The organism is Yersinia entomophaga (genome assembly GCF_001656035.1).
GTDB classification, from domain to species: Bacteria; Pseudomonadota; Gammaproteobacteria; order Enterobacterales; family Enterobacteriaceae; genus Yersinia; species Yersinia entomophaga.
Genome location: NZ_CP010029.1, coordinates 2,576,726 through 2,596,865, shown reverse-complemented (window position 1 = coordinate 2,596,865; position 20,140 = coordinate 2,576,726). Strand labels below are relative to the sequence as shown.

The following is a 20,140-nucleotide window of genomic DNA, read 5'->3' as shown; positions in this document are numbered from 1 at the left end:
AGGGCATTATCCCGCGTGAGTATTCGTTTAATTTGTGAAGAAGGTGCCGATCCCGGCACCTTATCTATTCTGGCTGAACGCTGGGGTTTGATTTCTGACGAGCAGGCGACGATGGCGCTGGTGTTAACGCCAACGCAATTGGAGCTGCGTAAGTTGGATGAACCCAAGCTCGGCGGGATTTTTGTCGATTTTGTTTCCGGTACTCTGGCTCATCGCCGTCGGTTTGGCGGCGGACGCGGTGAGGCGGTGGCGAAAGCCGTTGGTATCAAAAAAGGCTATTTGCCGAACGTGGTAGACGCAACCGCCGGTTTGGGGCGCGACGCTTTTGTTTTGGCGGCTTTGGGCTGCAAAGTCCGGATGCTGGAGCGGAACCCGGTAGTGGCTGCGTTGCTGGATGATGGCCTGCGGCGGGGTTATCAGGACCCTGAAATCGGTGGCTGGTTACAGGAACGTATGACTTTGCTACATGCTTCCAGCCTAACGGCGTTGGCCGATCTCGATCCGCGTCCAGAAGTGGTTTATCTCGATCCTATGTATCCGCACCGGCAGAAAAGCGCGTTGGTGAAGAAAGAAATGCGAGTGTTTCAGTCATTGGTTGGCGCGGATGAGGATGCTGATGGACTATTGGCCCCGGCGCGCGCACTGGCCACCAAAAGAGTGGTAGTGAAGCGGCCTGACTACGCTGAACCTTTGGCTGGCGTGCCCGCTCAGGCCGCCATTACGACCAAAAGTCACCGTTTCGATCTGTATTTGCCTTAGGCGATATCGTTTAAATTCGTTGTCTAAACTCCCCATTCCAGCGCGACGTTTTTGCCAGAATGGGGTTTATTATCCGACCTTAACTTAAAGCACGCCCTGCGCCAGCATGGCATCAGCAACTTTTACAAAGCCTGCGATATTGGCACCGTGAACGTATTGCGTTTGTTTTCCTTCTCCGCCGAATTCCACGCAAGACTGGTGAATATCCAGCATGATGTGACGTAAACGCACATCCACTTTCTCTGATTTCCAGCTCAGGCGTGCCGCATTCTGCGCCATTTCCAAACCCGATGTGGCAACGCCGCCGGCATTGGCAGCCTTACCCGGAGCAAACAGCACGCCAGCTTCGATAAAAGCATCAGTGGCCTGAATGGTCGTTGGCATATTTGCGCCTTCCGCGACGGCTTTCACACCGTTGGCGATAAGCTGACGAGCGGCGGGCAGATCCAATTCATTTTGGGTCGCGCAAGGCAGAGCAATGTCTACCGGCACGTTCCAAGGCTGCTCACCCGTCAGATAGGTCAGATTGCGCTCGCGGGCATAATCTTCCACGCGGCCATAACGTTGGTTTTTGATTTCAGACAGGTGGGCCAGTTTTTCTGGCGTAAAGCCAGCCTCATCTACCAGAGTGCCGCCAGAATCGGAAACGGTAATCACGCGCGCGCCCAATTCCATTGCTTTCTCAATGGTATACTGCGCTACGTTACCCGCGCCGGATACTGCCACTTTCATGCCTTCAAATCCCAAACCGTGGCGTTTCAACATAGCGTCGGTGAAATAAACCAGACCGTAGCCGGTAGCTTCTGGGCGAATCAGACTGCCACCGAAGGACAAACCTTTGCCAGTGAACACGCAGGCGGTGTTGTTGGACAGCTTTTTCATCATGCCGGTCATAAATCCAACTTCACGACTGCCAACGCCGATATCACCGGCTGGCACGTCGGTGTCTGGGCCAAGATGACGATAGAGTTCGGTCATCAATGCCTGACAGAAACGCATGACTTCAGCCTGACTTTTCCCTTTAGGGTTGAAGTCGGATCCACCTTTTCCGCCACCCATTGGCAGGGTGGTGAGAGCATTTTTGAAAGTTTGCTCAAAGCCGAGGAATTTCAGAATCGAAAGATTTACCGATGGATGGAAGCGCATCCCGCCTTTGTAAGGGCCGATTGCGGAGCTGAACTGCACCCGCCACGCGCGGTTAACCTGTACCTGACCTTTATCATCAACCCACGATACGCGGAACTGGATGACTCGCTCAGGTTCAACCAGACGCTCCAGCAGACTTTGCTCGCGATAGCGCGGATTCTGTTCCAGGAATGGCCATAGGGAGGTGAAAACTTCACGGACTGCCTGAAGGAATTCCGGCTGGTGGGCATCACGTTGTTGTAAAGATTCTAGAAACGACTCCAGAGAGGCTAAATCATTCATCAAAAAAGATTCCTTTGTACATGGTAGATCCCCGCTAACGATTTCTTATTGGAATGAGTATGGCGAAATAGTGAGAGGGCGATGTTGTGTCTTTCTTGACTATATCACCGCTTTATAATCATACCGCAAGGGTTTTCTCACTGAAATATAACGAAGTTATTAGGGCGGGGGACAAAGGGATTTGGGGTTATATAATGATAAACGCCTGCATAGGCAGGCGTTCTAAATGTATATTAATTCAATCGTGGTTTATTATTCGTCATCTTCGTCTTTCAACGGAACGATCAACATGTCGACGTGAACGGTATTAATCAGCTGGCGAGCAGAGGACATCAGCTTGCTCCAGAAGTCTTGATGGTGACCACACAGCACCAGATCGATATCGTATTTTTTAATCGCATCAACCAGAACCTGGCCCAAATCGCCGCTACCGCTTAAGGTTTCAGTGATTGGATAACCTGCATTTTGGGATAGCTCGGTCAGCGCGCTGTGGGTTTCTTCAGAAATACGTTTCTGCATGTCGCCCAAATTAACGTCGATCAGGCCGGTATAGAGATCCGAATAGTTAACATCCACATGGATCAGGGACACTTTGGCATTGTATGGTTTGGCCATGGAGACCGCTTTTTCAACCAACACCTTGCTTTCCGGAGACAGGTCTACCGCAATCAGAATGTGTTTGTAAGCCATAAGTAAACTCCTTCCATAATGCTAATTAATGGGTAAGCAATCATTCAGGTAACTGAACGGGCGCTAAGGCTATGTCTAGATACTATCACTATGATCCATAAGCGAAGTGTTTCACCGATCACAACGCAGGCTTTTAATTGTACGCGTTAAAGCTTAAGTCACTGTTTTACACCAATAGACGGCTTAATCCTATTGCTCAGACCGCTGTTGTCAAATATTTGGCCGTTTATCCGGTAATCATTTGGCTCGCTATATCCATAATTATAGTACTGATAAAGCAGTGAGTATTGATCAAAAACGCCGGTTCGCTAGCTTTTATCTCTGCATTTAAGTTAAGAGAGACTAACTATTTTGAGCTGTTTCTGGCGGTTTTTCACTGAAATTTGCGCCTAAAAGCATCAGTTGCGTACAAAATGTGACCGGATAAATCAGAGATTATCAGGCTATTTCTGATTTCATTTCCTACACTGGTAAATGGGTTAGGCAAAATTTTAGCGGTAGCGTCGGCTCATATATAAAAAAGGTGATGGAGAGGCATGTTTCTGCGCCTCGGGGATGGTTGTAATGGCTAGAGCGGGCGATGGCGTAACGGCGAATCAAAGGTGTCGTTAACGCGAAATATCGCTGGAGGGGGAATCATGATCAGTACCGTCGCGCTTTTCTGGGCTTTATGTGTGGTGTGCGTGGTGAATATGGCGCGTTATTATTCGTCTCTACGTGCGCTATTAGTGGTGTTACGCGGCTGTGATCCATTGCTGTATCAATATGTGGATGGGGGCGGTTTTTTCACCTCTCACGGACAACCCAGTAAACAAATTCGGCTAGTGCGTTATATCTACGCCCAGCGTTATACCGACCACCACGATCCGGAATTTATCCGTCGCTGTGAAAGACTGCGCGGCCAGTTCATTCTCACCAGCGCCCTGTGCGGCTTGGTCGTTGTCAGCTTGATGGCGCTGGCTCTATGGTACTGAGATGATTTTTGATGATAGCCAACTAAAAAAGGCGACCCCGATGATGAGGCCGCCTTTTTATTTGCGGTAACGTGGAGTCATCCAGCCAGGCTTAGATGAATTTCAACGCTATCCAGTACAGTGAACCGGAAAGAAGAATCGATACTGGCAGAGTAAGAATCCAGGCCAGCATGATGCTCTTAATGGTTTTACCCTGTACGCCACCGCCATCGACCAGCATAGTACCGGCAACGGCTGAGGAGAGAACCTGGGTCGTGGAAACCGGCATACCGGTGTAGCTGGCAATACCGATAGATACCGCCGCGGTCATCTGGGCCGAAACCCCTTGCGCGTAGGTCATTCCTTTCTTACCAATCTTCTCACCAATGGTCACTGCAACACGTTTCCAGCCAACCATAGTGCCCAGAGAGAGCGCCAAAGCTACTGCAACGATAATCCAGGTAGGTGCGTATTCCACGGTTTCCAGCAAATCTTTACGCAGGTTGTTCAGGAAACGCCTGTCCGCAGAACTGGTTTCCGGTAACTTGGCAACCGTGCCAGCCGTTTCGGCGACACACATCAGCAAGCGACGCATATGGCTGCGTTGCTCCACAGTCAGGTCGTCGTAGCTTTGCAGGTTAGCCAACAGTGCCTGCGCATGGTCGATAGCAATCATGGCGCGAGAGCTGTCACAATGGAACTGCGCCGGTGTATCAGGCAGAGTCTCTGGTGCGGGGACCAAAGGCTTCAACGCGATAGCGTGCGGCAAGGCTTCACTGTGTTGCTGATAATATTGCTGCAAATGAGTTACGGCATCCCGCGTACGGGCAATATCGTAACCAGTCGCGCTCATATTAACGACAAAACCAGCCGGTGCGACGCCAATCAACACCAACATAATCAGGCCGATACCTTTCTGACCATCGTTAGCGCCGTGAGAGAAACTCACGCCGATAGCCGATAAAATCAGAGCTGTACGGGTCCAGAACGGTGGTTTGCGTTTACCATCTTTCTTTTCACGCTCAGCAGGCGTTAAGTGAATACGAGCTCGCTTTTTGGTTCCGCTCCAGTAACGACGCAGCAGGAATACCATCAACCCAGCAATAATTAAGCCCACTAACGGCGACAAAATCAGTGATAGGAAGATTTGTATCATCTTTGGAATATTCAGTGCATCCACCACGGATGTACTAGTCATCACCGCGTTGGTTAGGCCGATCCCAATGATGGCACCAATCAGCGTATGTGAGCTGGAAGCAGGAATACCGAAGTACCAGGTTCCCAGATTCCAGATGATCGCCGCCAACAACATGGAGAAGACCATCGCCAACCCATGAGCCGAACTGACATTCAACAGGAGATCTGTAGGCAATAAATGAACGATGGCATAGGCCACGCTCAAACCGCCCAGCATCACGCCAAGAAAGTTGAATACCCCCGCCATAACCACAGCGATCTGTGAACGCATGGCACGGGTGTAAATTACGGTAGCAACCGCATTGGCTGTATCATGAAAACCATTGATGGCTTCGTAAAACAGCACGAACAAAAGAGCAAGAACTAACATAAGGCCGGTATGGAAATCCAGGCCAGCGAAAAGATGTAGCATAAGCGTTACGCCAGTTTGTGGACATGAACGCGGCGCATTATCGGTGACAATAGGGGTTGGGGAAAAGGAAAAAATGACCTTTCTTTGATATAAATGTGGATAGATGCATCATAACCATGAACATAACCATGAGATATCAGCAAGTTACTCTGATTTACTGAATCTAACATTTTCTTACTATAGCGATCTTTCTGTTAGGGCCTTACAATCCTCCGCCGCTGATTATTCGGTTATTTGTGGTGAACACTGCGGTAAAATTGCGAAATATGAGCAATTTTGCGGCGATAATGATTTTACAGAGAGAGGCCGAAAGTGGAACAGTTTGACGTAGTGGTGGTGGGCGCGGGTGCCGCAGGGCTATTTTGCGCGGCTCAGGCAGGGCAATTAGGGCGTCGGGTATTGCTGGTGGATAACGGCAAAAAGGCTGGGCGTAAAATCCTGATGTCTGGCGGCGGGCGCTGTAATTTCACCAATCTCTACGCGGAACCTGCGGCTTATCTTTCGCAAAACCCTCATTTCTGTAAATCTGCGCTGGCGCGTTATACCCAATGGGATTTCATTGATCTGATCAATCGACACGGTATTGCCTATCACGAGAAAACCCTCGGTCAGCTGTTTTGTGATGATTCCGCGCAGCAAGTGGTGGAACTGTTGCTGAAAGAGTGCGAATCAGGTCAGGTAACTATCCGTTTACGCAGCGAGATTCTGGCGGTCGAGAAAATCGACGCGGGCTTTGAATTACAGATAAATGAACATAAAGTGAGCACTTCCTCACTGGTTATCGCTTCCGGTGGCTTGTCGATGCCGGGGCTGGGCGCGACGCCTTTCGGTTATAAAATCGCCGAACAGTTTGGCCTGAAGGTTTTGCCGACCCGCGCCGCGTTGGTGCCTTTTACACTGCATAAACCTCTGCTGGAGCATCTACAAACTCTCTCCGGCGTTTCAGTGCCCGCGGTAGTGACGGCAGAAAACGGCGTCAGTTTCCGCGAAAGTATTTTGTTTACTCATCGCGGCCTGTCTGGCCCGGCCATTCTTCAGCTTTCCAGCTATTGGCAGCCTGGCGAATATGTGAGCATTAACTTACTTCCTGATACCGATTTGGACGCTTTCCTGAATAGCGAGCGCCAGGCACATCCGAATCAAAGTTTGAAGAACACGCTGGCGCAGCTGCTTCCGAAACGTTTGGTGGAGTGCTTACAGCTGTTAGGTCAGATACCTGACGTCACCTTAAAACAGCTTAATGTGCCTCAGCAGGCAGCGCTGGCGGTGACGTTGCAAGAATGGCGGGTGCAACCTAATGGTACTGAGGGCTACCGCACCGCAGAAGTTACCATCGGCGGTGTAGATACGCAGGAGCTGTCTTCCAAAACTATGGAAGCTCATAAAGTTCCGGGGCTGTATTTTATCGGAGAAGTGGTGGACGTGACCGGTTGGCTGGGCGGCTACAACTTCCAGTGGGCATGGAGCTCCGCCTGGGCGTGCGCACAGGCGCTGGCGAGCAAATAGCCCGCTAGCTTTGCATCTAAAGAACCGATGGATATAAATAAATATCCTCCGGCATAGCCGGAGGTTTTTCATATGCGCCTATAAGGCTCTGTTGCCAGCCGCGCCCTAACAGGCGCATCGCGATCTGACATTTGCATTTATGGATTACTTACGGCCCGTAAACGGGCTGCCCGGATAGGGGATCGAGAGTTGCTCACCCATTTTATCCTCTTCCAACTGGTGCTTTATGTATTCTTGTATCCTGGCTGTATTTTTCCCAACCGTATCAACGTAATACCCTCGACACCAGCACTCCCTGTTACGGTATTTGAACTTCAAATCGCCAAACTGCTCATAAAGCATCAGGCTGCTCTTTCCTTTCAGGTATCCCATAAAACCCGACACACTCATTTTGGGCGGGATTTCCAGAAGCATATGGATGTGATCCACACAGCATTCTGCTTCCAGAATATTCACGTTTTTCCATTCGCACAGCTTTCTTAAGATACTGCCTATCGCTTTGCGCTTTTCCCCGTAGAACACCTTTCTTCGGTACTTCGGTGCAAAAACCATGTGATATTTACAGTTCCATCGCGTGTGCGCTAAGCTCTTTTCATCCCTCATAGGGACCCMCTTTTGATTTCTTGTTGAACATTTGCAGTTGCCAGACCGCAAACTGTTTTAACAAATCAAAAGGGGTTTTTATAACTGGCTCAAAGCTGAAAGCTTTACGGAACCTCCAGCCTAGCTGGAGGTTTTCTGTGCACAACAAAAATGGCGCCTGATGATGGCGCCATTTCTATTGATATCGGCTTATATCGGTAGGTTTTAGGCTGCGGTAGCCAGTTTGGTGGCAAAACCGAGGAAAAGCAGCCCAACCATCGAATTACCCAGTTTGGCGAGACGTTTTTTCTCACTCAGGAAGTGGGTTAGTGCTGCGCCAGCAAAAATGAGCAGCGACATATAGACAAAGCTTATCATTTCCAGAATCACCGCCAGTATCACGAAGGACAGGCCGGTGTGGGCATAACTTTGATCGATAAACTGCACAAAAAACGAAACGTAGAACAAAATGGCCTTGGGATTGGTCAGGCTCAGGGTCAGCGCTTTGCGGAAAGTGTGTTCCACGATCTCGGTTGCTTCGCTCTGACCTTTTTTCACCAAGGTGCTGTAGAGGATTTTAAGCCCCAAATACAAGAGGTAAATGGCACCGAGCATTTTGACCAGCGTAAACAGGAAAGGCGAAGAGCGGATCAGGGAGGCAATTCCCACATAGGCGCAAAATATCAGTACTGCATCGCCAATAAACACCGCTAATGCAGCCTTATAGCCTTCTTTAACACCGCGGGTAATGCCTGTTTTCAGAACGAACAGGGTGTTTGGCCCCGGCACGATAATAATGAAAATGGCACCTAGGACATACGTCCAAAGATTGAGTACTCCATAACTCTCAAACACAACAACCTCATCATCAATTCACGCTGTGAGCGACTATTCTGTCGGAAATCTGTCCATTAAAAGCGAGCAGTATTCTACGCCGTTTCGTTGATTTATGGCAGCGGAGTGTGATCGCTGTCGTGTTTTATTTCAAGGAGAGATGGAAACAGATCGTGACGCGATCGGTCACGATCTTCGGGCTGATGTGTAAATAAGTGAGAGGAAAGTTCCGCTAATTGCGTGTTCAGGTGATTTATTTTGGGTCTATTACCCTGGCCATATGATAAGCGTCGATATATTTACCGTCGCGTAAGGCATAGCGTTTACTGGTTCCCTCGATTTCAAAACCAAATTTCTTGTACAGCGCTACGGCAGTATCATTATCAACGAATACCGTTAGTTCAATTCTATTGATGTTCAACCAGTTATCACATAAATCAATCATGGTTTTCATCAACGCACTGCCAACTCCCTGGCCCAAGAAACCCGCGTCTACTGCAATGCCGAAGGTGGCAACGTGGTTGCGGCGCGGTCTTTGTATTGTCTCAAGGCTGAGCTGGCCTGCGATTTGTCCGTCGATACAGGCAACGTAATAATAGATACCTGGCGCGGGAGTCCCCAGCTTCTTCGCCCACAAATCCGGAGCAGGTAGCGGAAGCTGTAAGGTGTCGCGATACACCTTCGGATGTGCATATAGCTGTTGCAGAGCCAAATAATCAGAAGGTTCTACCGGACGTATTTGCGCATGAGACATAGGGCTTTTCCTATTGATTAGTGTTTGAATAACCTAACAAAGTATCGGTTTATTCATCGCAGTCAATTATATTCGCATTGATTAAAAATAATGCTTTACAGTTGAGAGTGATAATGATTATCATTGTCATGCTTTCAAGTGAGACCATCAAAGTTTAGGTGTTCACATGACGAAGGCACGACATTGCTCACATTGCTTCCAGTGTTTACTTAGCCAGCCGGGTGCTGGCTTTTTTTTTGCCTTTTCTCGGTGGAATAGTCGCAACGGCTTGTTTGATTTCCGCATTTTCTGCCTCTGCACACGCTTTGTTTTTATGCTTTTTTCTTTGTCGAATTATTTGAACAGAGGGATGAGTTTTTTACGCTTTCATATTTTCCTGCGACATCTAGACTAAAGAAAACGTTGAGGAGAATTGAATATGATTTATCTACGCAAAGCAGAAGAACGCGGTCACGCTAATCACGGCTGGTTAGATAGCTGGCATACCTTCTCATTCGCTGATTATTATGACGCTAACTTTATGGGGTTCTCGGCGCTGCGGGTGATTAACGAAGACGTGATCGACGCTGGGCAGGGTTTCGGTACTCATCCCCATAAGGATATGGAAATTCTAACCTATGTACTATCGGGAACCGTAGAACATCAGGACAGCATGGGCAATAAAGAACAAATCCATGCGGGTGAGTTCCAGATTATGAGTGCCGGCACGGGTGTGCGCCACTCTGAATACAATGGTCGTAGTGACCAGCCGTTGCACCTATATCAAATCTGGATTATTCCTGAAACTAATGGTTTACCACCGCGCTATGAACAAAAGCGCTTTGATAACCCACAGGGGCGCCAGTTGGTGCTGTCTCCGGATGCTCGCGACGGTTCTCTGAAAGTGTTCCAAGATATGACGCTATCGCGCTGGGCGCTGAAAAAAGATGAACAATCTGTTTATCAGATTCAGGCGGAGCGCAGAATCTGGATTCAGGTAGTACGTGGCAAGGTTGCTATCAATGGTCATCACGCAGGCACCAGCGATGCTTTCGCCATTTGGGATGAAACCGCATTGTCGATTCATGCCGATGAAGACAGTGAGATATTGTTATTTGATCTGCCACCGGTTTAACCTTCATTTATCGGCTAAAAAGGGTATGCGCATCGCGTTATACCCTTTTTTTTGTTAAAATCCCCGCCCGTCTCTCTTGCGCCAGTTCATTGATAATGAAGAAAAAAAGGCCAGTGCTTCAAGATGTAGCTGATATGGTTGGCGTCACGAAAATGACGGTTAGCCGCTATTTGCGTAATCCGCAGCAGGTTTCCGCCGTGCTACAGGGGAAAATTGCGGTGGCATTGGATGAGTTGGGCTATATCCCCAACCGTGCGCCGGATATTCTGTCAAACGCCACCAGCCGGGCGATTGGCGTATTATTGCCTTCATTAACTAATCAGGTATTTGCCGAGGTTTTACGCGGTATTGAGAGCGTCACAGACGTTCACGGCTATCAAACCATGCTGGCTCACTATGGTTATCAGAAAGAGCTGGAAGAACAACGCCTGACCTCGCTGCTGTCTTATAACATCGACGGTCTGATTCTCTCCGAACGGAATCACACTCCCCGTACCTTAAAAATGATTCAGGTGTCCGGTATTCCGGTGATCGAATTGATGGATTGTGTTTCCCCCTGCATCGATCTGGCGGTTGGATTTAACAATTTTGAAGCCGCTCGCCAGATGACTCAGCAAATTATCACTCAGGGCCACCGTCACGTAGTCTATTTCGGTGCGCGTCAGGATGAGCGAACGGTGATTAAGCAGCAGGGTTACGAGCAGGCGATGAGAGAATCGGGTTTAGAGCCGGTCAGTATTATGACCAGCCGCTCATCTTCCTATTCTGCCGGTGGCGAGCTGTTGCGTGAAGCGCAGGTTAGTTATCCGCAGATCGACAGTATTTTCTGTACCAATGATGACTTGGCCATCGGCGCGTTTTTCGAATGTCAACGCCAGGGATTATCTATCCCGCAGGATATGGCGATTGCTGGTTTCCACGGCCATGATATTGGGCAGTCGATGGTGCCGCGTTTGGCTAGCGTACTGACTCCCCGCGAAAAAATGGGGCAAATAGGTGCAGAACGTCTGATTGCCAGGCTGCGTGGTGAATCGGTGTCACCCAAAATGGTCGATGTCGGCTTCACTATTCTGCCCGGTGGCAGTATCTGAATAATGGCGTTAAAGAAAAGGCCCGCTATCTTTCGACAGCAGGCCTTTTTTGTGTGAACTAACCTTCAAACTCAGCGAATTAAATCACCATAGCCAATAACAGGCAGCCGACTAATCCACATACTGAAATGATGGTTTCCAGCACTGACCAGGATTTAATGGTTTCCATAATGGTCAGATTGAAATATTCCTTAAACAGCCAGAAGCCCGGATCGTTAACGTGAGAGAAAATCACGCTGCCGGAACCGACGGCAATAACCATCAGCTCTGGGCTGGCACCGGTGGTGGCAATCAATGGAGCAACAATACCTCCGGCGGTAATGGCCGCGACCGTGGCAGAACCCAGCGCGATACGCAACAGTGCCGCGATAGACCAAGCCATCAGAATTGGTGATACACCGCTGCCGCTCATCATACCGGCAATATATTGTTCAACGCCGCTGTCCACCAATACCTGCTTGAATGCGCCGCCACCGCCAATAACCAACAGCATCATAGCGATGATTTTAATGGAGTCGGTTACGGTATCCATTACCGATTCCATGGAGCGCCCGCGGTTCAGGCCAAAGGTGAAAATAGCGATTAATACAGCGATAAGGGTCGCAATAACCGGATCGCCGAAGAATTCGGCATAAGCCAGAACCGGATGCCCTTTTGGCAAAATCATCTCGGCTACGGCACGCAGCGCCATCAGAATAACCGGCACCAGAGCGGTCGCAACACTGACGCCAAAGCTCGGCATTTCTTCATCGGTAAAGGTTTTTGGGTTGTATAAACCTTCAGGAACCGGCTTATCAATGCCCTTCAGGAATCGAGCATAAACCGGACCAGCTAATATGACCGTTGGAATAGCCAGTAAGGTGCCGTACAGCAAGGTTTTACCCATATCGGCATGGAAAATGGTCGCAATCGCCGTTGGGCCGGGGTGAGGAGGCAGAAAGCCGTGAGTGACCGAAAGCGCAGCAGCCATTGGCACACCGATATACAGCAAAGGAATGCGTGCAGACGCCGCAATGCTGAATACCAGCGGTAGTAATAGTACGAAACCGACCTCATAAAACAGGGCAAAACCGACGGTAAAACCTGTCAGTACCACGGCCCATTGAATATGTTGTCTGCCGAATTTATCAATCAGCGTGGTAGCGATGCGTTGAGCACCGCCGCAGTCCGCCAGCAGTTTACCCAGCATGGCACCAAAGCCCATAATTAGCGCCAGGCTGCCAAGCGTGCCGCCAACCCCGGCTTTAATCGAGCCGACCACTTTATCAACCGGCATACCCTGCATAATTCCGACCGCCAGAGCGACCAGAATCAGCGAGATAAACCCGTTCAGCTTGAAACGGATCATCAGTAACAGCAGCATGGCAACGCCAACCGCGACAATGACTAATGGCATAGCATTTCTCCAACCTATTTATCGCTTTTAGTTATGATTTATTTACCCTGCTTTTTTCTCGCCGCAGCGGCGTTTTCTGACTTTGTACCTTGTCTCTTTCCCGTTGCAGCGACACCGGCTGTTTTGGCTATCTCGATTCACTTAGCGGACTAAGCTCCTCGGATGGAGGCCAATTGCCGTTTGGCTGTAATCTGAAAGCTATAGGTATTGATATTGCTCATTTTGCTGCAACGCGAAATTAGTGGGGTAGGGTGCTTATCCAGGACAGGTAACGGGATAAGAACCTTCCTTTTATTATTACGCTCAGTCTTTAAACAGGCTGGCGTGATTGCGCGATTGAGTACAAAACCCGGTGTTCTTCCCTTTGTGATAAAAGTCACATCTCCATTTGTTACCGGTATCATGATACCGGTAACATGTTAAAATACGGAACCGTCAAACAGGGTAAAATTCCCATTCTGAGATAGAGATCAAACTTATGGCAGGACATAGCATCATTGTGATGGGCGTATCGGGCAGCGGAAAAACGACGGTGGGTGAAGCCGTTGCTCATGCAATTCACGCCAAATTTATTGACGGTGATGATCTGCATCCGCGCGCCAATATTCAAAAAATGGCCAGCGGGCATCCGTTAAATGATGACGACAGAATGCCGTGGCTGGAACGTTTGAGCGACGCGGCCTACAGCCTGAACCATAAAAACGAAACCGGTATTATTGTCTGTTCTGCTCTAAAACGTCGTTACCGCGATTGCCTGCGGGAAGGCAATAAAGATATGGTTTTTCTCTATCTGAAAGGCAGCTTTGACGTGATTATGGAGCGATTAAAAGCTCGTTCGGGTCATTTTATGCCCACCGATCTGCTGAAAAGCCAGTTTGAAACCTTGGAAGAGCCTCTGGCAGACGAGAAAGACGTGATTTGCGTGGATATCGATGCCGATATTGATGAAGTAGTACGTCGCTGCGTGGCGGCGCTGAGCCATAAAGTCTAGCTTCGGCACCGCTTGGTTATCGGGGCCAATCGTGGCCCCTTGTGTGTTTTTATCGTCGTCGCCGATGAATTAGGCCGTGAGATAGGCTCTGACGCCATCTAAAAACATCTGGGTAGATAACATCACCAGAATCAATCCCATCAGTCGTTCCAATGCGCTGACGCCTTTATCCCCCAACAGACGTAAAAATACACCAGACATCAACAAGATAACTGAGGATAAACCCCAGGCGATCAGCAGCGCTAACACCAAATGGCTCATGCGATTTGGATATTGATGAGAAAGAAGCATCAGTGTGGCCAATATTGATGGGCCAGCCATTAGCGGAATTGCCAGTGGAACCAGGAATGGTTCTTCTCCAGCAGGTAAGTCGGTTGAGTGACCTTCATTGGAAGGGAAAATCATTTTGATGGCGATTAAAAACAGAATGATTCCGCCGGAAATCGAAACGGTTTCAGTGCGTAAGTTCAAAAACGCCAAAATATTCTCGCCCGCGAACAAAAAAATCAACATCAAGATAAGTGAGATAAGCAGCTCGCGAATCAGCACTACCCGTCGCCGCTTCGGTTCCAGATGCTTGAGCACCGACATGAAAATGGGCAAATTGCCTAAAGGATCCATTATCAAAAACAGCAACACGGTTGCCGCAATCATTTCTGTCATTGTGACCTCAACGGACTAAAAGTTTCCGGTATATCAAACCAGAGACGCTCGGGTATTAGGAGGATTACTGTGAATTCCTCCGGCATCGATTAAATTAACTTGCCACTTTTTACATATTTTGTAAGGTGGTATCAGGTCTCTCTTAGAGTCAGTCTGCCATGCCATTTTCGGCGGCGCAGCGCCACAAGACAGGCATCCCTTAATCGGTTGTCACCTCTTCCAAGGCAGGACAGTAAACATGAAAAACGTTGGTTTTATCGGCTGGCGCGGTATGGTCGGCTCTGTGCTCATGCAGCGCATGATCGAAGAACGCGATTTTGACGGCATCCGCCCGGTCTTTTTCTCTACTTCACAGCACGGTCAGGCTGCGCCTACTTTTACCGGTCAGCAGGGCACCTTGCAAGACGCTTATGATATCGACGCGCTGCGTGCTCTGGATATTATCATTAGTTGTCAGGGCGGGGATTATACCAACGGAATTTATCCTCAGCTGCGTGCCAGCGGCTGGCAGGGTTTTTGGATCGATGCAGCTTCTTCTCTGCGCATGAAAGACGATGCCATTATTATTTTGGATCCGGTAAACAATGATGTGATTCAGCAAGGGTTAAATCAGGGAATCAAAACGTTTGTTGGCGGTAACTGCACCGTTAGCCTGATGTTGATGTCACTGGGTGGCCTGTTTGCCAATGACCTGGTCGAATGGGCGTCTGTTGCCACTTATCAGGCTGCATCCGGCGGCGGTGCTCGTCATATGCGTGAGTTGCTAACCCAAATGGGTATGCTGCACGCTGGCGTAGCCAAAGAGCTACAGAACCCTGCTTCTGCCATTTTGGATATTGAGCGTAAAGTGACGGCGGCGACACGCAGCGGCACGTTGCCAACCGATAACTTTGGTGTGCCATTGGCTGGCAGCCTGATTCCGTGGATTGATAAAGCGTTGGATAACGGCCAGAGCCGGGAAGAGTGGAAAGGCCAGGCGGAAACGAACAAAATTCTGAATACCAGCAGCGTTATTCCGGTGGATGGGTTATGTGTGCGTGTTGGCGCTCTGCGCTGTCATAGTCAGGCATTTACTCTGAAACTGAAAAAAGACCTTCCGCTCATTGAAATCGAGGCGTTGCTGGCAACCCACAATGATTGGGTACGAGTCATCCCGAACGATCGCGAGTTGACGATGCGTGAGCTGACTCCCGCCGCCGTGACCGGCACGTTGAATACGCCGGTAGGCCGTTTGCGCAAGCTGAACATGGGGCCGGAGTATTTATCCGCCTTCACCGTTGGCGACCAATTGCTTTGGGGCGCGGCAGAACCGTTACGCCGTATGCTGCGGATTCTGGCGTAATCGCTGCCGCTCTAAAACTGTAGTTCTGAAGTCGCTAAAAAATCAAAAAGGTTGCGATGCTAGCAACCTTTTTTTATCGCTAAATATCAGCGGATTAATTCAATTTTCTGCTGCGGTATGGAACGGTAATTTAATCGAGATACGGGTATATATGTCCGTCTCACAGGTCACGGTCACGCCGTACTGCTGGCCATAACGCACCTTGATACGTCTGTCGACCAGATTCATGCCCAATCCGTCCCCGTCGGGCTTGGATTCATACAATCCCGCATTATCTTCTACTTCCAACGTCAGGATTCCATCCTGCATATTGCCGCGTAGGGTAATATTTCCATTGCTGAACATCTGAGAAATTCCGTGTTTAATGGCATTTTCTACCACCGGCTGCAAAGAGAACGCGGGTAGTCGGGCAGCCAGAATATTTTCTGGCAGGGCGATATTGACGTTCAATCGATCGGCAAAGCGCGCTTTTTCAATTTCCAGGTAAGCATTCACATGCTCAATTTCATCGCTCAGAGTAACGACATCGTGGCTGCGCTTCAGGTTTTTACGGAAGAAGGTGGAAAGTGAAAGCACCAGTTTGCGAGCGTGATTGGGATCGCGACGAATCACAACCGATAAGGTATTGAGGGCGTTGAATAGAAAATGCGGATTTACCTGAGCGTGGAGGAGTTTGATCTCCGACTGGGCTAATAATTGTTTTTGTTGCTCAAATCTACCCGCCATAATCTGCGCCGATAGAAGGTGAGCAATGCCTTCCCCTAGCGTGCGGTTGATACTGGAAAACAGCTTGGTTTTCGGTTCATACAGTTTAATGCTGCCGATGACGCGATGTTCTTCTCCTCGTAGAGGAATAACCAGCGTAGAGCCTAGTTTGCAAGTGGGTGAAATCGAACAGGTATAGGGCACCGCGTTGCCGTCGGCATAAACCACCTGATCCATTCCGATGGCTCGATGAGTGTGGTGTGAAGTAATCGCGGAACCGACAATATGATGATCTGAGCCGGTGCCGATAAAGGCCAGAAGCTTTTCTCTATCGGTAATCGCCACCGCCCCAACGCCCAATTCCTCATACAGAATCCGCGCTACTCGCATACTGTTTTGCTGATCAAATCCGTGTCGCAATAGTCCTTCTGCTCTGGCGGCGATCTGTAAGGCTTTAGCCGAAAATGCCGTGGTGTATTTTTCGAAAATAGCGCGCCGATCCAGTAGGATGCGCATGAACATAGCTGCGCCAATGGTATTGGTGATCATCATCGGCAATGCAATATTTTCAACCAGTTCCACCGCTTCGGAAAAGGGGCGCGAAACCGCCAGAATAATCAGCATTTGCAGCACTTCCGCCACTAACGTCATGCCAGCAATCACTAAAGGTTGGAACAGTAAATCCAGCCGATTCCTACGAATCAGGTAGTTATGAAGGAAGCCGCCTATCAGACCTTCCGCGACCGTGGAGAGCATACAGGCGGTCGCGGTCATTCCTCCCAGAGAATAACGGTGTAATCCGCCGGTTAAGCCGACCAGAAAACCGACGGATGGTCCCCCCAGTACGCCGCCTAAAACCGCACCAATAGCACGTGTATTGGCAATGGAATCATCAATATGCAGGCCGAAATAAGTCCCCATGATGCAAAACATGGAAAAGGTGAGATAGCACACCAGCTTGTGCGGCAAGCGGATGGTGACTTGCATCAATGGAATGAAAAGCGGTGTTTTACTGAGCAGGTATGCGATAACCAGATATACGCACATTTGTTGCAGTAATGAAAAAATCAGTTCGGTCTGGCTAACGCCCATGCTGTATTGCCTCCGTTATTTCCGAGGCCATTATAACGAAGGCATGAATGAGAAAATTTTAACTCGAACAACTAAATATAAAAAAACACAGACCGTGAGATCTGCTACCAAAGTGCCAATTTGAGTGAATAACTGCCGCTAACCCGAAATAAATTAACCGGATTATTCCTTTTAGTGCTGGAAAGGGATTTCCTTGATTGCTTAACCATTTTTTACTCACCTTTGACTATGCTTATAGCTTGGGGCGCGCATTGTCACAAGGGTAACTCTGAGCCGGGATTGAAATTTATCAGGGTGGTTTTTTGAGATTTTAAGCTAAAAAAATCGTCATTTTGATCGTCGTCATGATTTATACGGTAAATGGATTGCATGATAGATAAGTTGAATTTTTATTTATCTTAATGATTTTTTCTTGTAAATCATGCTATTAGTCATAGGAAAGATAAAATGTCAGCACTTCCCGAGCAAAATGTGATTAATCAGGTTATTTGTGGTAATTATTCAGATCCTTTTTCCATTCTTGGTATGCACAAAGTTGCCGATATGCTGCAAGTGCGTGCTCTGCTGCCTGATGCTAAAGAAGTATGGGTAGTTGACTGCAAAACCAATAAGAAAGTCACTCGGCTCGATTGTATCGATTCCAGGGGCTTCTTTGCCGCTGTCATTCCTCGTCGTAAAAATCCATTTCGCTACCAGTTAGCTGTTATTTGGGCGGATAGTACTGAAATTATCGAAGATCCTTATCGATTTGGCCCCTTATTGCAGGATATAGATAGCTGGTTATTGGCGGAAGGTACGCATTTGCGCCCCTATGAACGTTTAGGTGCTCATTTGATGTCTTTAGACGGGGTGGAAGGCGTCAGTTTTGCGGTTTGGGCACCTAATGCCAAGCGAGTGTCGGTTGTTGGTGCATTTAACTTCTGGGATGGCCGCCGCCAACCAATGAGGCTGAGAAAAGAAAACGGTATTTGGGAAGTTTTTTTACCGGGTGTACAGGCCGGACAGCTATATAAATACGAGATAATAGACAGTAATGGAAATATTCGCCTAAAAGCAGACCCTTACGCTTTTGAAGCGCAAATGCGACCAGAAACGGCCTCTCTGATTAGCCCACTGCCTGATATTGTTGAGAACTCTCCCATTCGACAAAAAGCCAATGCGCTCAATGCGCCAGTTTCTATTTATGAAGTTCATCTGGGGTCCTGGCGGCGACATACCGAAAACAATTTCTGGCTGAGCTACGGCGAACTAGCTGAACAACTGGTTGATTACGTCAAATATATGGGTTTTACCCATATCGAATTACTCCCGATGAGTGAGCATCCGTTTGATGGCAGTTGGGGCTACCAACCGTTGGGCATGTATGCACCGACCCGCCGCTTTGGAACGCCACAGGATTTCAGGCAATTCATTGAGAAAGCCCATCAGGCGGGGCTAAACGTGATTCTGGATTGGGTTCCAGGTCATTTCCCTAGTGATGAATACGGTCTGGCGCAGTTTGACGGTACCGCGCTGTACGAATATGCCGATCCGCGTGAAGGTTATCATCAGGATTGGAATACCCTGATTTATAACTACGGACGAAATGAAGTTCGCAACTATCTGGCAGGAAACGCTTTTTACTGGCTGGAACGTTTTGGTATCGATGGTCTGCGAATAGATGCGGTCGCTTCGATGATTTATCGGGATTACAGCCGGGCCGAAGGCGAGTGGGTGCCTAACCAATATGGCGGCAGAGACAATCTGGAAGCTATTTCTTTCCTGCGTTACACCAACCATACCCTCGGCGTAGAACGACCCGGCGCGGTGACGTTAGCGGAAGAATCCACCGACTATCCCGGCGTAACCTTGCCGCCAGAAGCCAATGGTTTAGGTTTCAATTACAAATGGAATCTGGGCTGGATGCACGACACGCTCAATTACATGCAGCTCGATCCGGTTCACCGCAAATACCACCATAATCTAATGACTTTTGGCATGTTGTATGCCTATACCGAGAATTTCGTGTTGCCGCTTTCCCATGATGAAGTGGTACATGGCAAACGCTCGATTCTGGATCGGATGCCCGGCGATGCCTGGCAGAAATTCGCTAACCTCCGCGCTTATTACGGCTTTATGTGGGCGCATCCCGGCAAAAAACTGCTGTTTATGGGATGCGAATTTGCTCAAGGGCGGGAGTGGAATTTTGACACCAGTCTGGACTGGCACTTGCTCGATGACGAAAACGGCTGGCATAGCGGCGTTCAACGTTTGGTGCGAGATCTTAACCATTGTTATCAAGATAATGCGCCGCTGTACGAACTGGATTATCAGCCGGAAGGTTTTGAATGGCTGGTGGTAGATGACCATGAAAACTCAGTTTTTGCTTTCCTGCGCCGTGATGCGGCAGGTAATGAATTGATCGCCATCAGTAACTTCACCCCGGTGCCGCGCTATAACTATCGAGTAGGCGTGCCCCGCGCCGGACGGTATCGCGAAGTGTTGAATACCGATTCAACCTATTATTGTGGCAGTAATTTGGGTAATCAGGGCGCGATTGATACTCAACAGATTGGCAGCCATAACCAGGATCAATCTTTATCGCTGACTCTACCGCCGCTCGCCACTCTTTATCTGCTGAGGGAGGGATAG

The 20,140-nt window shown here is 48.9% G+C and carries 17 protein-coding genes; 8 read left to right on the top strand and 9 right to left on the bottom strand.

Annotated features, from left to right (window positions below; genetic code table 11):
* Window positions 1–15 precede the first annotated feature (15 nt).
* Window positions 16–759, top strand: a complete 744-nt coding sequence (gene rsmJ, locus PL78_RS11910) for a 16S rRNA (guanine(1516)-N(2))-methyltransferase RsmJ (protein WP_064515726.1) — start codon at window positions 16–18, stop codon at window positions 757–759.
* A gap of 84 nt (window positions 760–843) precedes the next feature.
* Here rsmJ and gdhA read toward each other — a convergent pair whose 3' ends face one another.
* Both gdhA and uspA read right to left on the bottom strand, forming a co-directional pair.
* Window positions 844–2,187 carry an NADP-specific glutamate dehydrogenase gene (gdhA, locus tag PL78_RS11905; RefSeq protein WP_064515724.1) on the bottom strand — a complete coding sequence of 448 codons (1,344 nt, stop codon included), beginning with the start codon at window positions 2,185–2,187 and terminating at the stop codon, window positions 844–846.
* A 252-nt stretch (window positions 2,188–2,439) separates the two neighbouring features.
* On the bottom strand, window positions 2,440–2,877 hold the full coding sequence (uspA, locus tag PL78_RS11900; RefSeq protein ID WP_064515721.1) for a universal stress protein UspA: 438 nt from the start codon (window positions 2,875–2,877) through the stop codon (window positions 2,440–2,442).
* Between the two features lie 638 nt (window positions 2,878–3,515).
* Between uspA and uspB the strand changes: the two genes are divergently transcribed.
* Complete coding sequence (uspB, locus tag PL78_RS11895; protein ID WP_004722620.1) at window positions 3,516–3,851, top strand: universal stress protein UspB; 336 nt, start codon at window positions 3,516–3,518, stop codon at window positions 3,849–3,851.
* Window positions 3,852–3,942: 91 nt separating this feature from the next.
* Here the strand turns inward: uspB and pitA are convergent, their stop codons facing one another.
* Window positions 3,943–5,439: an inorganic phosphate transporter PitA gene (gene pitA, locus PL78_RS11890; RefSeq protein ID WP_064515718.1), complete on the bottom strand. Its 1,497-nt coding sequence runs from the start codon at window positions 5,437–5,439 to the stop codon at window positions 3,943–3,945.
* Window positions 5,440–5,751: 312 nt separating this feature from the next.
* On the opposite strand from pitA, the gene PL78_RS11885 reads away from it, so the two are divergent.
* Window positions 5,752–6,945 (top strand): BaiN/RdsA family NAD(P)/FAD-dependent oxidoreductase, encoded by a 1,194-nt coding sequence (locus tag PL78_RS11885; RefSeq protein WP_064515715.1) that lies wholly within the window; start codon window positions 5,752–5,754, stop codon window positions 6,943–6,945.
* A 144-nt stretch (window positions 6,946–7,089) separates the two neighbouring features.
* Here the strand turns inward: PL78_RS11885 and tnpA are convergent, their stop codons facing one another.
* The 3 genes from tnpA to PL78_RS11870 all read right to left on the bottom strand — a co-directional run bounded on the left by tnpA (window position 7,090) and on the right by PL78_RS11870 (window position 9,115).
* Complete coding sequence (gene tnpA, locus PL78_RS11880) at window positions 7,090–7,548, bottom strand: IS200/IS605 family transposase (RefSeq protein ID WP_064515712.1); 459 nt, start codon at window positions 7,546–7,548, stop codon at window positions 7,090–7,092.
* A 204-nt stretch (window positions 7,549–7,752) separates the two neighbouring features.
* Window positions 7,753–8,382, bottom strand: a complete 630-nt coding sequence (leuE, locus tag PL78_RS11875) for a leucine efflux protein LeuE (RefSeq protein ID WP_064515711.1) — start codon at window positions 8,380–8,382, stop codon at window positions 7,753–7,755.
* A 232-nt stretch (window positions 8,383–8,614) separates the two neighbouring features.
* Entirely contained in the window at window positions 8,615–9,115 is a 501-nt protein-coding gene (locus PL78_RS11870) for a GNAT family N-acetyltransferase (RefSeq protein WP_064515708.1), read from the bottom strand.
* Window positions 9,116–9,533: 418 nt separating this feature from the next.
* On the opposite strand from PL78_RS11870, the gene PL78_RS11865 reads away from it, so the two are divergent.
* Together PL78_RS11865 and gntR are read left to right on the top strand one after the other, a co-directional pair.
* A complete protein-coding gene (locus tag PL78_RS11865) occupies window positions 9,534–10,229 on the top strand; it encodes a pirin family protein (protein WP_064515706.1) in 696 nt (231 codons plus the stop codon).
* A gap of 95 nt (window positions 10,230–10,324) precedes the next feature.
* Complete coding sequence (gntR, locus tag PL78_RS11860; protein ID WP_064515704.1) at window positions 10,325–11,320, top strand: gluconate operon transcriptional repressor GntR; 996 nt, start codon at window positions 10,325–10,327, stop codon at window positions 11,318–11,320.
* Between the two features lie 79 nt (window positions 11,321–11,399).
* Here gntR and gntT read toward each other — a convergent pair whose 3' ends face one another.
* A complete protein-coding gene (gntT, locus tag PL78_RS11855; protein WP_064515701.1) occupies window positions 11,400–12,716 on the bottom strand; it encodes a gluconate transporter in 1,317 nt (438 codons plus the stop codon).
* Between the two features lie 478 nt (window positions 12,717–13,194).
* On the opposite strand from gntT, the gene PL78_RS11850 reads away from it, so the two are divergent.
* Window positions 13,195–13,707: a gluconokinase gene (locus PL78_RS11850; RefSeq protein WP_064515696.1), complete on the top strand. Its 513-nt coding sequence runs from the start codon at window positions 13,195–13,197 to the stop codon at window positions 13,705–13,707.
* 69 nt (window positions 13,708–13,776) lie between these two features.
* On the opposite strand, the gene PL78_RS11845 is transcribed toward PL78_RS11850, so the two are convergent.
* On the bottom strand, window positions 13,777–14,370 hold the full coding sequence (locus PL78_RS11845) for a YhgN family NAAT transporter (protein ID WP_064515694.1): 594 nt from the start codon (window positions 14,368–14,370) through the stop codon (window positions 13,777–13,779).
* Window positions 14,371–14,608: 238 nt separating this feature from the next.
* On the opposite strand from PL78_RS11845, the gene asd reads away from it, so the two are divergent.
* Window positions 14,609–15,712, top strand: coding sequence for an aspartate-semialdehyde dehydrogenase (asd, locus tag PL78_RS11840; protein ID WP_064515692.1), 1,104 nt, complete (start codon window positions 14,609–14,611; stop codon window positions 15,710–15,712).
* 99 nt (window positions 15,713–15,811) lie between these two features.
* On the opposite strand, the gene PL78_RS11835 is transcribed toward asd, so the two are convergent.
* Window positions 15,812–17,509 carry a sensor histidine kinase gene (locus tag PL78_RS11835; RefSeq protein ID WP_064515689.1) on the bottom strand — a complete coding sequence of 566 codons (1,698 nt, stop codon included), beginning with the start codon at window positions 17,507–17,509 and terminating at the stop codon, window positions 15,812–15,814.
* A 447-nt stretch (window positions 17,510–17,956) separates the two neighbouring features.
* Between PL78_RS11835 and glgB the strand changes: the two genes are divergently transcribed.
* Entirely contained in the window at window positions 17,957–20,140 is a 2,184-nt protein-coding gene (gene glgB, locus PL78_RS11830; RefSeq protein WP_064515686.1) for a 1,4-alpha-glucan branching protein GlgB, read from the top strand.